Annotated in this window: 13 protein-coding genes and 1 pseudogene; 11 read left to right on the forward strand and 3 right to left on the reverse strand. The window is 70.8% G+C overall.

Going from position 1 to position 13,278, the window contains the following annotated elements; genetic code table 11:
* Positions 1-12 precede the first annotated feature (12 nt).
* Positions 13-497: pseudogene (locus WBK50_RS11640) on the forward strand (MarR family winged helix-turn-helix transcriptional regulator).
* Positions 498-534: 37 nt separating this feature from the next.
* Positions 535-1,305, forward strand: coding sequence for a pirin family protein (locus WBK50_RS11645; RefSeq protein ID WP_341335611.1), 771 nt, complete (start codon positions 535-537; stop codon positions 1,303-1,305).
* A gap of 66 nt (positions 1,306-1,371) precedes the next feature.
* Here the strand turns inward: WBK50_RS11645 and WBK50_RS11650 are convergent, their stop codons facing one another.
* The gene (locus WBK50_RS11650; protein ID WP_297496121.1) at positions 1,372-1,575 is read right to left on the reverse strand and encodes a cold-shock protein; all 204 of its coding nucleotides are present in this window, start codon (positions 1,573-1,575) and stop codon (positions 1,372-1,374) included.
* Between the two features lie 340 nt (positions 1,576-1,915).
* The gene (locus tag WBK50_RS11655; protein ID WP_341335612.1) at positions 1,916-2,239 is read right to left on the reverse strand and encodes a putative quinol monooxygenase; all 324 of its coding nucleotides are present in this window, start codon (positions 2,237-2,239) and stop codon (positions 1,916-1,918) included.
* Between the two features lie 228 nt (positions 2,240-2,467).
* On the opposite strand from WBK50_RS11655, the gene WBK50_RS11660 reads away from it, so the two are divergent.
* The 8 genes from WBK50_RS11660 to WBK50_RS11695 all read left to right on the forward strand — a co-directional run bounded on the left by WBK50_RS11660 (position 2,468) and on the right by WBK50_RS11695 (position 9,171).
* Positions 2,468-2,686, forward strand: coding sequence for a hypothetical protein (locus WBK50_RS11660; RefSeq protein WP_341335613.1), 219 nt, complete (start codon positions 2,468-2,470; stop codon positions 2,684-2,686).
* Positions 2,687-2,738: 52 nt separating this feature from the next.
* Complete coding sequence (locus tag WBK50_RS11665) at positions 2,739-3,002, forward strand: hypothetical protein (protein ID WP_341335614.1); 264 nt, start codon at positions 2,739-2,741, stop codon at positions 3,000-3,002.
* Positions 3,003-3,105: 103 nt separating this feature from the next.
* Positions 3,106-4,605, forward strand: a complete 1,500-nt coding sequence (gene zwf, locus WBK50_RS11670; protein WP_341335615.1) for a glucose-6-phosphate dehydrogenase — start codon at positions 3,106-3,108, stop codon at positions 4,603-4,605.
* Positions 4,606-5,050: 445 nt separating this feature from the next.
* Positions 5,051-5,683, forward strand: a complete 633-nt coding sequence (locus WBK50_RS11675; RefSeq protein WP_341335616.1) for a pyridoxamine 5'-phosphate oxidase family protein — start codon at positions 5,051-5,053, stop codon at positions 5,681-5,683.
* 13 nt (positions 5,684-5,696) lie between these two features.
* Positions 5,697-6,728 (forward strand): LacI family DNA-binding transcriptional regulator, encoded by a 1,032-nt coding sequence (locus WBK50_RS11680; RefSeq protein ID WP_341335617.1) that lies wholly within the window; start codon positions 5,697-5,699, stop codon positions 6,726-6,728.
* Between the two features lie 260 nt (positions 6,729-6,988).
* Entirely contained in the window at positions 6,989-7,915 is a 927-nt protein-coding gene (locus WBK50_RS11685; protein WP_341335618.1) for a nicotinamide phosphoribosyltransferase domain-containing protein, read from the forward strand.
* Positions 7,828-8,442: a hypothetical protein gene (locus WBK50_RS11690; RefSeq protein ID WP_341335619.1), complete on the forward strand. Its 615-nt coding sequence runs from the start codon at positions 7,828-7,830 to the stop codon at positions 8,440-8,442. The genes WBK50_RS11685 and WBK50_RS11690 overlap by 88 nt, the downstream gene beginning before the upstream one ends.
* Positions 8,443-8,526: 84 nt before the next feature.
* A complete protein-coding gene (locus WBK50_RS11695; RefSeq protein WP_341335620.1) occupies positions 8,527-9,171 on the forward strand; it encodes an HAD family hydrolase in 645 nt (214 codons plus the stop codon).
* 57 nt (positions 9,172-9,228) lie between these two features.
* Here WBK50_RS11695 and WBK50_RS11700 read toward each other — a convergent pair whose 3' ends face one another.
* On the reverse strand, positions 9,229-9,669 hold the full coding sequence (locus WBK50_RS11700) for an Lrp/AsnC family transcriptional regulator (protein WP_341335621.1): 441 nt from the start codon (positions 9,667-9,669) through the stop codon (positions 9,229-9,231).
* A 109-nt stretch (positions 9,670-9,778) separates the two neighbouring features.
* Between WBK50_RS11700 and WBK50_RS11705 the strand changes: the two genes are divergently transcribed.
* On the forward strand, positions 9,779-13,258 hold the full coding sequence (locus WBK50_RS11705) for an indolepyruvate ferredoxin oxidoreductase family protein (RefSeq protein ID WP_341335622.1): 3,480 nt from the start codon (positions 9,779-9,781) through the stop codon (positions 13,256-13,258).
* Positions 13,259-13,278: the final 20 nt, after the last annotated feature.

The following is a 13,278-nucleotide window of genomic DNA, read 5'->3' on the forward strand; positions in this document are numbered from 1 at the left end:
TAGCTTGAGGGCGTGCCCGGGAACCAGGGGAGTGACACGGTCGACCTGCTGAAGCTGGATCGGCAGGTCTGTTTCGCGCTCTCCGTCGCCGCGCGGAACGTCGTCGCGCTCTACCGTCCGCTGCTCGAGCCGATGGGGCTCACGCACCCGCAGTACCTGGTGATGCTGGCGCTGTGGGAGCGGGAGCCGCGGTCGGTGACGGCGCTCGCCTCGGCGCTCGCCCTCGATCCCGGCACGCTGTCCCCCTGCTGAAGCGGCTGGAGGCGGCCGGGTTGCTCAGCCGGCGCCGCGTCCCGGGCAACGAACGGACGCTGGCGATCACGCTGACCGACGAGGGCCGGGCATTGCGGGTGGCCGCGGAGCGGATCCCGCCGGCGGTCGTCGAGCGGCTGGGCATGCCGCTGGCCGATCTCGAGCGGCTCCACGGCGTGCTGACGACGGTCATCGCGGCGACGCGGGGCGACCTCGGCGCGGGGGAATGGTCGGGCGGCCGGTAGTTGTTGTGGGTGCAACTACTTGTGAGAGGGTGGAGACATGAGCGAGATCGTGACCGTCCCCGAGATCGACGTCCGTCGCGCCGCCGACCGGTTCGCGTCGAAGATCTCCTGGCTCGACTCGCACCATTCGTTCTCGTTCGGTGCGCACTACGACCCGGCCAACACCCACCACGGCGTGCTGCTGGTGAACAACGACGACATCGTGAAGCCCGGGCGCGGCTTCGACACCCACCCGCACCAGGACATGGAGATCGTCACCTGGGTGCTGCGGGGGTCGCTCGTGCACCAGGACTCCACCGGCCACTCCGGGGTGATCTACCCGGGCCTGGCACAGCGGATGAGCGCCGGCACCGGGATCCTGCACTCGGAGAAGAACGACTCCTGGCGGCTGCAGGGGGGCGAGAGCCACGAGGACCTCGTGCACTTCGTGCAGATGTGGGTCCTGCCGGACGAGAACGGCATCACGCCCGGCTACGAACAGGCCGAGATCGACGACGAGCTGCTCTCCGGCGCGCTGGTGCCCGTCGCGTCCGGGATGGCGAAGCACGACGGCGCGAGCGCGATCCGGATCGCCAACCGCGACGCCGCTCTGTACGCGGCCCGGCTCGCCCCGGGGCAGAGCGTCGAGCTGCCGGAGGCGCCGTACCTGCACCTGTTCGTCGCCGGGGGAGCGGTCACGCTCGAGGGGGCCGGCGCGCTCGCGGCCGGGGACGCGGTGCGGTTCACCGCGACAGGCGGCCAGAAGGTGACGGCGTCGGAGGCGTCGGAGGTCCTGGTCTGGGAGATGCACGCCGGCCTCGGCGACTGACACCGGCCGCTGAAAGGCGGAAGCCCGCCTCCCGGAGGGGAGGCGGGCTTCCGTGCGAGGCGTAGCTCAGACGACGCGGACGCCCTGGGCCTGCGGGCCCTTCTGGCCCTGGCCGATCTCGAACTCCACGCGCTGACCCTCGTCGAGGCTGCGGAAGCCGCTGCCATCGATCTCGGAGTAGTGGACGAAGACGTCGGCGCCGCCGCCGTCCTGGGCGATGAAGCCGAAGCCCTTCTCGCCGTTGAACCACTTCACAGTTCCCTGTGCCATGTCGTGCTCCTTCTCAGGTGGTTGAATCCCCCACCCTGTGCGGGGGATCCGGCCGGCCTCGAAGGCGAAACGTGAGACTCGTGGTGACGTCTCACGGCTTCCCGCCAACTTGTTCCTGCGGCGTGCGTGACACGAACACCGAAACTGAACGACCACCACTATCCAACCACGTTTCCGCGTGATCGCCCATCGGGCCCCGGCACATCGTGTCGCCGCCTCGTCACGTCCGCGACGAATCCGCAGGTCGAGGGCCGGTGGCCGGCGCAGGGAATCGCCGAGCGGCCGGAGTGTCGCCGGGGGCGGGTCGATCACCGTGGGGTCGGACACGACGGACGCAGGGTCACTCGGGGGAGACCTCGGCCATCTCCGACCAGGCCTCGCCGTCGATGTCCTGATAGTTGATCTTCGGCTTCGCGGTGATCATGGCCGGCATCCAGGCGAAGAAGTTCTTCGCGTGCTCGGTGGCGACGTGCGCGGAGCCCGCGTCACCGTCCCTGAACGTCTCCACGATCACGAACTCGTTCGGATCGGTGCCGTTCTCGTAGTAGTCGAACGAGACGTTCCCGGGTTCGCTCCGCACGTCTGCCGTGTACTGCTTGACCCCGGCGAGCCACTCCTGGCGCTTCTCGGGGCGGATCTGGGCCTTGAGGACGATGAGGATCACGAAAGCCTCCCAAGCGGTCGTGCCGGCGGCCCGGACCGTCCCGGACCCGCCGGGCATCCTCCCACGCAGGAGGCGGCCGGGCCGGTGGTCCGGTGTCTCGAATGTGGACGCCGGTGATCGTTCCGGCGGCCACCGCACCGCGGCCCCGACGACCGTGACGGGCGGTGGGAACGATCACAGGATCTCGCGGCGCGCGATTCTGTCGGTGCCGCCCGGCACGCTCTGCCCGTGAACGGCGTGCGGGCCCACGAGCTGGTGCGTCAGCTCGCGCTGCTCGCCGGCCGGGAGATCGACGACGACGAGGCCGCCGCGGTCGTGCGCACGTCCCGGGGGATGAGTGCCGAGGTGGCCAACCGGATCTGGCACGAGCACCGGAGGGCTCCCCGGACGGTCGCCCTGCGGGACTACCTGGCGATGACGCTGAAGTTCGTCGAAGGCGGTCGCTGACACCCCCGCGGAGAGGAGGACATCGTGGGCGGGCCCGGATACCGTCGCCGTCATGAGGGGGATGCCGAGGGCCGAGGTCCGGGTCCACGAGATCGGGAAGATCATCGCCGGCCGGTACGAGGGCATGTTCGTGGTGGTCACTCCGGAGGAGGCCGTCGGCGGCTTCCGCATCCGGATCTCGGTCGCGGACGAGCACCCGTGCGACGCCTGGGACGCCTGGGTGGACGACGTCGAGTCCCTGGAGCGACGGTTCCGGGACGAGATCTTCGTCGAATGGACCGGGCGGCAGGCCGACGCGGCGGGCCGGCCGTCCTGAGCCGGACGCCTCCGGCCCGTCACATCGACGACACGGGATACGTCTTCGGAATCGGTATGGTTCCGGGGGTTTCCCGTGCCCAGCATCCGCAGGAGGATCGAGCGTGGCCGAGAACCGTCCCCAGACCATCTCCTACCCGGACCCGAGCGGGCGGCCCCACATGCGTGAACAGGAAAAGCTGGCCCCGCACGTCATCGTGCTCTTCGGCGCCACCGGAGACCTCGCCAAGCGCAAGCTGATCCCGGGCATGGCGTACCTGATGCAGTCCTCGCTCGCCCCGGACATCCGCGTGGTCGGCACCGCGATGGACGACATCGGCACCGAGGAGTTCCGGACGCTGGCCCGGGCCGCGATCGCGAGCTTCGGCACCCATGCGATGGACGACGAGACGTGGGCGGAGTTCTCGGACCGGCTCACCTACGTGCCCCAGGGCGCCGGGCCGGAGGCCCTGACGGGTGCGGTCAAGGAGGCCGAGTCCCTCCTGGGGGAGGACGCGTTGCGGCTGCACTACCTCTCCGTCCCGCCGAAGGCGGCCCAGGCCGTGGTCACGATGCTCCGCGACGCGGACCTGGTGACCCGTTCCCGGGTGGTGATGGAGAAGCCGTTCGGGAACGACCTCGCCAGCGCGATCAGGCTCAACGCCTTCGTGCACGAGGCGTTCGACGAGTCGCAGATCTTCCGGATTGACCACTTCCTGGGCAAGGAGGCGGCGCAGAACATCCTGGCGTTCCGCTTCGCCAACGGGCTGTTCGAGCCGATCTGGAACCGCAACTTCATCGACCACGTGCAGATCGACATCCCGGAGACCCTCGGCCTCGACCGGCGGGCGAACTTCTACGAGGCCACCGGCGCCTACAAGGACATGGTCGTCACGCACCTGCTGCAGGTGATGGCGTTCGTCGCGATGGAGCCGCCCACCGCCCTGGAGCCGCGGGCGATCAGCGAGGAGAAGAACAAGGTCTTCCGCTCGATGCTGCCGATCCACCCGGGGGACGTGGTGCGCGGGCAGTACGGCGGCTATCGCGAGGAGGAGGGCGTCAGCCGGGACTCCGAGACCGAGACGTTCATCGCGCTCAAGGTCGGCATCGACAACTGGCGGTGGGCCGGGACCCCGTTCTACCTGCGCACGGGCAAGAAGATGGCCGAGGGGATGCGGATCATCTCGATCGCCTTCAAGGAGGCGCCGCGGACGATGTTCCCCATGGGGTCCGGGGTGGGCTCGCAGGGACCGGACCACCTGACGTTCGACCTCGCGGAGTCCTCCCGGGTCTCGCTCTCCTTCTACGGCAAGCGCCCCGGGCCGGGGATGCGGCTGGAGAAGCTGTCCATGCAGTTCTCCACGCAGGAGACCGAGCGGGCCGGGGACGTCCTCGAGGCCTACGAGCGGCTGATCCTGGACGCGATGCGCGGGGACCACACCCTCTTCACGACGGCCGACGGCATCGAGTCCCTCTGGGAGCGCTCGGCGCTGCTGCTCGAGGACCCGCCGCCGGTGAAGATGTACCCCCCGGGCACCTGGGGCCCGAACGCGATCCACCAGCTCATCGCGCCGAACGCATGGCGGCTGCCGTTCGAGCGGGGCTGGCGGGAGAAGAAGGTCTGAGTCGGCCCCGTACCGGCGGCGAGAAACGTCTCCAAGGCGCGTCAACTGCGTCTTTCGACTTCATCGCCCTGAAACAAGAACCGATTACGGTCGTGTTCCCCGGTATTCTTCCGAAGGGAGGGCAACGTGGCTGACTATGATCCGGCTGCCCCGAACGACCTGCCCTACCACTGGGACCAGCAGGACTTCGACGAGACGCACTTCGTCCTCAAGGGGAAGATCCACCTGGTCGTCGAGGACGCGGCCGGCCGCTCGATCGTGCTCGAGGCGGTCGAGGGCGAGCACATCTACCTGCCCGCCGGCTACGCGTACACGCTCGAGGCGACCGGCGTCGCCTATACGTTCTTCTGGACCTCGGTCCGTCGCCCAAGGTCGGTGTCGCCGACGCGGCGGACTACAGCCGCGAGCTCCGGGCACTGCGGATCTCGGAAACCGGGAGGCTCTGATGGCCGTCGCACCCGTCACCGCCAGCACCTGGCAGCCCCTGCGCGGGGACAAGCGCTGGGCCTACCTGGGCAGGGCGAAGACCATCCGGGTCGCCACCCTCGACGAGGACGGCTCGATCTACCTCTCCCCGTTGTGGATGGTGGTGCACGAGAAGAAGCTCTACGTCCCGATCGACGCGGCGAGCAGGCACGGCGCCAACTTCGCCGCCGGGCGCGCGCTGGCCGCGTTGGTCGACGGCGGGGACGAGTACGCGACCGTCAGCGGGGTCCGCATCACGGGGACGATGCACGAGGTCACGGACCCGGAGCTCGAGGAGACGCTGGCGCAGCTGTTGTACGACAAGTACTTCCACGTCGGTCACCCCTACGCCGAGCAGTACCTGATCAGGCACACGATCCACTTGGAGGGCTTCGACCAGCGGTCGGAGGGGTTCGAGGCGGAGTTCGACGCGCCGGACCATCCGGTGCTCGGCGGCACGCCCGCCCGATGGCCGTCGCTGCACCGGGCCCCGCCGGAGTTCGTGCAGTGGCCGCACCATGCGCGCCTCCGGACGTCGATACTGTCCTGGGCGGCCCGGGTCGGGAGCGATTCGCGGACGGTCACGCCGGTGTCCGCCGGCACCCACGGGTGAGGAGGCCCTTGAGTTGACGCTCCGTCGTCGGCCCACCATGAAGGACGTCGCGGAACACGCGCGCGTGTCCGTCAGCACCGTGAGCTATGTGCTCAACGACAGCGGTCCGGTCGCCCCGGAGCGCCGCAACCGCGTCCTGGACGCGGTCCGCGTGCTCGAGTACTCGCCGAACGAGTCCGCGCGCAACCTCAAGCGCCGCTCGGCGTCGACGATCGGGATGGTCGTGCCCGAGCTGACCAACCAGTTCTTCGCGATGGTGGCGGAGGGCGTGCAGCGGGCGGCGTCGGCGCGGGACGTCCTCGTGGTCCTCGTGATGCCGGAGGCTGCCGAGCAGCCGGAGGAGAAGCAGGCGAAGCTGCTCCGCAGCCAGCGGGTGGACGGCGTGATCTACCTGTCCGGCACCGGCTCGATGCCGGCGTCGATCTACAAGCTGGCGCGGTCGGGGCCGGTGGTCCTGGTCGACGAGCAGATTCCCGGCCTCGAGCTCCCGGCCGTGGTCTGCGACTCCCGCAAGGGGGCCCGCGAGGTCGCCGCGCACGTCCTCGCGCAGGGGCACCGGCGGATCGCCGTGATCGGCGGGCCGCCGGCGCTCTGGACCGCGCAGCAGCGGCTCGCGGGCTACCGGGAGGCCTGCGCCGGGGCCGGGATCGACCCGGACTCCGTGCCCGTCTACGCGGGGGACTACCGGCAGGCCTCGGGTGCGGCGCTCGCGGCCGAGGCCCTGGCCGGACCGGCGGACGAGCGGCCCACGGCGTTGCTCTGCGCGAACGACATGATGGCGATCGGTGTGATCGAGCACTGCAAGGCGACCGGGCTGCGGGTGCCGGAGGACGTCAGTGTCGTCGGGTTCGACGATCTGCCGCTCTCGGCACTGCTCACCCCGCGGCTGACGAGCGTGCGGCAGCCCGCGCACGACATGGGCTTCCGCGCCGCGACGGCCCTGTTCGACCTGCTGGAGAACTCCGACACCGGGTCGATCGGGCTGCTCCCGGCGACGGTGCAGCTGCGGGACTCGGTGGCCCCGCCGGCCGGAGTATCGACATAGTCGATTCCACAGTCCATTCCCACTTTGGCTCAGGGTGCTCGTGCAACCGTGTTTGCGCTGTTCAGCAGAGTTGCGTCCATAGTAGAAACGTTACGATCATGTTAGTGTCCCCTGCGATGTCTGGTCCGCGCCGACGCGGTGCGCCATGGTGGTTCCGGTGCACACCGGCACGGGTCAGGGTCGATGTACGAACAGGCCCCGACGAGCGTGTCTCCGGGAACAGAAACGACTCTCTCCAGAACAAGGGCGGGTTCTCTCCGATGGGGTATCTCGACAACCTGATCATCGACACGGACAACTACAAGCACTGTCACTACCCGCTGTACCCGAAGGGCACCGAGTACGTCTCGAGCTACATCGAGTCGCGCGGGGGCAGGTTCCCGGTCACGATGTTCGTCGGGCTGCAGGCCTACCTGCGCGAGAAGCTGATGAAGCCGATCACCCTCGAGGACATCGACGAGGCCGAGTTCGTCGTCCGCGAGCAGGGGATGCACTTCAACCGGGAGAACTGGCTGGGCATCCTCAACGACCACGGCGGCTTCCTGCCGGTGGAGATCGAGGCCGTCCCCGAGGGGATCGTCGTACCCTCGCGCAACGTGCTGGTCCAGGTGGTCAACACGGACCCGAAGTACTTCTGGGCCACGAGCTTCTTCGAGACCGCCCTGCTGCGCGCCGTCTGGTACCCGACGACGATCGGCACGGTGAGCTGGCTGTCCAAGCAGGTCATCCGGGAGGCGCTGGCCCGCACGTCGGACCACCCGGAGCTGCTGCGCTTCATGCTCCACGACTACGGCGCCCGCGGCGTCAGCTCCCAGCAGTCCGCGGCGCTCGGCGGGCTCGCCCACCTCGTCAACTTCGACCAGTCGGACACGGTCCCCGGCATCCTCGCCGCGAAGCGCTACTACAACGCCGGCAAGGTCTCGAACTCCGGCCCGAACTCCGAGCACGCGGGCTTCTGCGCCTGGGGTGCGGACGACGAGGTCGGCGCGATCCGGAACATGCTGGAGACGTTCGCGCCCGAGGGCTGCGCGCTGGTCCTCACGGACACCTACGACCACGAGAACTGCGTGAAGAACATCCTGGGCGGGGCTGCAAGGACATGGTCCGGAACTTCCCGGGCCTGGTCGGCGTCCGCCCGGACTCGGGGGACCCGGTGCAGGTCACCGCGGACACCACCCAGTGGCTGATGGACGCGTTCGGCTTCGAGGTCAACTCCAAGGGCTACAAGGTGCTGCCGCCGTTCGTCCGGACGGTGCAGGGCGACGGCGTCACGTTCGACAGCCTGCGCGAGATCTACATGGAGCTCGAGCGGCGCGGCATGTCCGCGGAGAACGCGGTGTTCGGCATGGGCGGCGGGCTCCTGCAGCACTGGAACCGGGACACGAACAACTTCGGCCAGAAGGCCAGCGCGGTCTGCGTGAACGGGGAGTGGCGGGACATCGCCAAGAACCCGACGGGCGCGGCGTTCAAGGCGTCCAAGAAGGGCCGGCTCGCGCTCAAGCACTCCGACGGCGTCTACACGACGGTCCCGAAGGGCTCGATCCCGGAATCCGAGAACGTGCTGCAGCCGGTGTTCCGCAACGGCAAGCTGCTCAAGAAGTGGGACTTCACCGAGGTGATCGCGAACAGCGAGGCCGAGGTTCCGGAGTCGTACTACATCGACGTCGTCGGTCCGATGCGGACCGTGTCGTCGGAGATGGCCGTCTCCGCGTGAGCCGGCCCTGATTCACCGGCGCCCGCCGCGGCACCCCCGGCCGCGGCGGGCGTCGGCCCGGTGCACGACGAGGCGAGGAGAGCCGTGACGCAGCTGCACGTGTTCGACATGGACGGGACCCTGCTCCGCGGAGCCGCGACGGTCGAGCTGTCCCGTTATCTGGGTTCCTTCGACGCCGCGAACGCCGTCGAGCAGGCGTGGCTGCGCAAGGAGATCAGCGACGTCGACTTCTGGGACAGCGTGCGGCCGCTGTGGGCCGACGCCACCGAGACCGAGCTGGACGAGGCCTTCGCGGCCGCGGCGTGGATCGACGGCGTCCGCGAGGTCTTCGCGGACATCGCCGCCCGTGGCGAGCACAGCGCGGTGATCTCCCAGTCCCCGCACTTCTTCGTGCGGCGGCTCGAGGGCTGGGGAGCGCACCACACCTTCGGCGCCGGCGTCGTGCCCGGCGGGCGGTCGGGCGAAGACCTGCTGCTGACGGTGCAGCACAAGGTCGACATCACCCTCCGACTGCTCGACGAGCTGGGCGTCGCCGAGTCCGACTGCGTCGCCTACGGGGACTCGACGTCCGACGTGCTGCTCTTCGACCGCTTGCGGCACACCGTCGGCGTCAACCCGGCGCCCGTCCTGCGGGACCGGTGCGCCGTCGTCTACGAGGGGCCGGATCTGCGGGAGGCCTACGCCCTGGGCCGCGGCCTGCTCGAGCAGTCGGCAGCGAACCGGTCCTGAGTCGCCGGCCGCGCCGGGCCCCTTCGCGCGGACGGCGCGGCCGCGGGCGCGGGGTTCTCAGTTCTCCCGGGTCCAGGACCCCAGCACCATCAGCGTCTTCGTCCCCGTGACGGTCCCGGCGCGGCGCAGGGTGTCGATCACCGTCTGCAGGTGCGGGATGTCCCGGACCCGGACGTGCACGAGCGCGTCCGGGTCCCCGGCGATCGTGTAGATCGCCTGCACCTCGGGCACCGTCGACGCCGTCGCGACGATCTCGCCGACGCCGGTCCGCCCGGCGTAGCGCAGCTCGGTGAACGCCTCGACGCCCCAGCCGAGCTTGGCGTGGTCCACCTGCACGGTGAACCCCGTGATCACGCCGATCTCGCGGAGCCGGTCCACCCGCCGCTTCACGGCCGCGACCGACAGCCCGACGACGCCGGCCATCTCCGAGTAGGTCCGGCGTCCGTCCTCGTGCAGCAGCGCCAGCAACCGATGGTCCGTCTCGTCGACCTCGCCCACGCAAACTCCTCTCCTCGAGACCAGACTACGGAGCAGGACTTTGCGTGCGAAGGCCGAGGACCGGCGACTTGCTTGTGCCGGGCCTGCCGGTTCCGTTCTGATTCCCCACGTGACCGCCACCACGACTTCCGTGTCCCTCGACGACAAGTACGCCGCCGAGTCCGGCCGGGTCCTGATCTCGGGGATCCAGGCCCTCGTGCGGCTGACGCTCGAGCAGCGCCGCCTCGACGCGTCCCGCGGCCTGGACACGGGCGTCTTCGTCTCCGGGTACCAGGGCTCGCCGCTGGGTGGCGTGGACATGGAGATGGCGCGCGCCGCGGCGTTCCTGGACCCGGCCGGCGTCGTCTTCCAGCCCGGCGTCAACGAGGAGCTCGCCGCCACCGCCGTCGCCGGGACCCAGCTGCTCGGCCGCGTCCCCGGCCGGCGGCACGACGGCGTCACCGGCTTCTGGTACGGCAAGAACCCCGGCCTGGACCGGGCCGCGGACGCCATCCGGCACGGCAATCTCGCGGGGACGGCGACGCTCGGCGGCGCGGTCGCCTGGATCGGCGACGACCCGGCGAGCAAGTCCTCCACCGTCCCCAGCTCGTGCGAGCCGATGGCGCAGAGCCTCGCCATGCCGTTGCTCGCCCCCGGCACGGTCCCGGAGATCCTCTCGCTCGGCCTGCACGCGGTCGCGCTGTCCCGGGCGACCGGGCTCTGGACCGGCCTCAAGATCATCGCGGACATCGCCGACGCGTCCGCCACGATCGACGTCACCGCGCTGGGCCGGGGTGTTCCGCAGCCGCCGTCGACACCCCGCCCGACGGTGTCCGCGCTGCTCGGACCGGCCGCGCTCGACGCGGAGCACGACATGCTGACGCGCCGCCTCGACCTCGCCCGGCGGTACGCGCGGGAGACCGGGCTCAACCGGATCGCCTTCTCCGCGCGCCGCGCCCGCATCGGCGTCCTCGCGTCGGGCACCGGTTACGCGGTCGTCCAGCGGGCCTGTGAGGACCTCGGCCTGGACGAGGGCGCGATGGAGGCCCTCGGCCTGCGGCTGATCAAGCTGGACATGCCCTTCCCGCTCGACGGCGGGCAGCTCGCGGAGATGACCGGTGACCTCGACGAGTGCCTCGTCGTCGAGGACAAGGTGCCGTTCCTGGAGGGTCACCTCAAGGAGGCGCTCTACCGGCGCCCGGGCGCCCCGAACGTCGTCGGCCGCCGGGACGAGACGGGACGTCCGCTGCTCACGGCCCGCGGCCAGCTCGGCGCGGAGGACGTGGCCCGTGCCCTCGCCGCGCGGATCGGACCGGACAGGCTCCCGCGCACCGCCGCGGTCCACCTGTCCGCGATCGAGCCCGCCAAGCCCTCCCGAATCGCGCTTCCGGTGGCCACGAGCGGCGCGCGGACCCCCTACTTCTGCTCCGGCTGCCCGCACAACACCTCCACCCGGGCCTCGGACGACACGCTCGTCGGCGTCGGGATCGGCTGTCACGCCATGGTCGCGCTCGACGGCGAGGGCCGCGGCAGCCAGGTCGGCCTGACGCAGATGGGCGGCGAGGGCGCCCAGTGGATCGGCCTGGCCCCCTTCACCGATGACCGTCACCTGGTCCAGAACCTCGGCGACGGCACGTTCCACCACTCCGGCTCCCTCGCGATCCGCGCGGCCGTCGCCGCCGGGGTCACGATGACCTACAAGCTGCTCTACAACGACGCCGTGGCGATGACGGGCGGGCAGCAGGCCGTCGGCAGGCTGTCGGTCCCGGAGATCACCCGGCTGCTCGCCACCGAGGGCGTGCGGCGGATCGCGATCACCACGGACGACCCGGCGAAGTACCGCGGCGTCACGCTGGACCCGATCGCGTCGGTCCGGCACCGCGACGAGTTCGCGGAGGCCGAGGCCGAGCTGACGGCCGTTGACGGCGTCACCGTCCTGATCCACGACGACCGGTGCGCCGCGGAGCAGCGCCGGCTGCGTAAGCGCGGCCAGCTGCCCACCCCGGCGGAGAAGGTCGTGATCAACGAGCGGGTGTGCGAGGGGTGCGGGGACTGCGGCGACAAGTCGACGTGCCTGTCCGTGCAGCCTCATCAGACGGAGTTCGGCCGCAAGACCAGGATCCACCAGGCGTCCTGCAACTCGGACCTCTCCTGCCTCAAGGGCGACTGTCCGTCGTTCCTGCTGGTCGAACCGGGAACGCGGGCCCGCCGTGAGGTCCCGGCGCTCCCGGTGGAGCTCGTCGAGCCCGCGCCACGGCTGGTGGGGGACACGACACTGCTGCGGATGCCCGGCATCGGCGGCACCGGCGTCGTCACGATCTCGCAGGTCCTGCAGATGGCCGCGCACCTCGACGGCCTGTTCGCCGCCGGGCTGGAGCAGACCGGTCTCGCGCAGAAGGGCGGCCCCGTCGTCTCCGACATCCGGATCGCGAAGGTGCCGGTCACCGGCTCGCTGCGCGCCTCCCGGGCCACCGCCGACGTGCTCGTCGGCTTCGACCTGCTCGGCGCTGCGGACCCGTCGAACCTCGCCGTCGCCCGGCCCGGACACACCGTCGCCGTCGTCAACACCGCGATCGTGCCCACCGCCGCCATGGTGACCAACCGGGTCGTCCTGCCGGGTTCACCGGTCGACTCGCTGGAGCGGATCGAGACCGTGACCCGCCGCGAGGACAACCTCTACCTCGACGCGCAGCGCCTGGCCGAGGCCCTCTTCGGCGACCACATGCCCACGAACATGCTGCTGGTCGGGGCCGCCTACCAGCACGGCGTCGTCCCGATCGCCGCCGAGGCCATCGAGGAGGCGATCCGGCTCAACGGCGCCGCGGTCGAGAAGACCCTCGCCGCGTTCCGCTGGGGCCGCGCCGCAGCGATCGACGCCGAGGCCGTCCTCGCTGCTGTCACGCCCCCGGCCCGCGCGACCGTCGAGGTCGGCGCCGCCGCCGCGCAGATCGCGCGCGCCACGGGCGCCGCCGGGGAGCTGGAGGCGGTCCTGGCCACCCGCGTCGCGGACCTCGCGGGCTTCCAGGACGAGGCGCTCGCCCGCCGCTACGCCGCGGAGGTCGGGCGGGTCACCGCGATCGCCACCGACCGCACGGACGCCGCGACGGGGGAGCGGATCGGCCTCGCGTACGCCGCCGGCCTGCACAAACTGCTCGCCTACAAGGACGAGTACGAGGTCGCCCGGCTGCACCTGGACCCGGTCGAGAAGGCCCGCCGGGACGCCGAGTTCGGCCCGGACGCGGCGGTCTCGGTGATGCTGCACCCGCCAGTGCTGCGCGCGATGGGCATGAACCGCAAGATCCGGCTGAAGGGGCGGACCGCGGAGATCACCTTCCGCGCGCTGCGCGCGGCCCGCGGCCTGCGCGGCACCCCGCTCGATGTCTTCGGCTACGCGAATGTGCGCCGGGTCGAGCGCGAGCTCGTCGCCGAGTACCAGGGGCTGGTGCGCGCCGCGCTGGAGCACCTCGACGCCGGGAGCGCGGAGCAGGTCGTCGAGCTCGCCGGGCTGCCGGACCTCGTGCGCGGCTACGAGGACATCAAGCTGGCCGCGGTCGAGCGCTTCCGGGAGAGGGCGGGCGCCCTCCTCGCCGTGATCACCGGGACCGGCTGATCACGCACGCGAGCCCGGGA

The sequence above is a fragment of the Pseudonocardia sp. T1-2H genome, from assembly GCF_038039215.1.
GTDB lineage: Bacteria > Actinomycetota > Actinomycetes > Mycobacteriales > Pseudonocardiaceae > Pseudonocardia.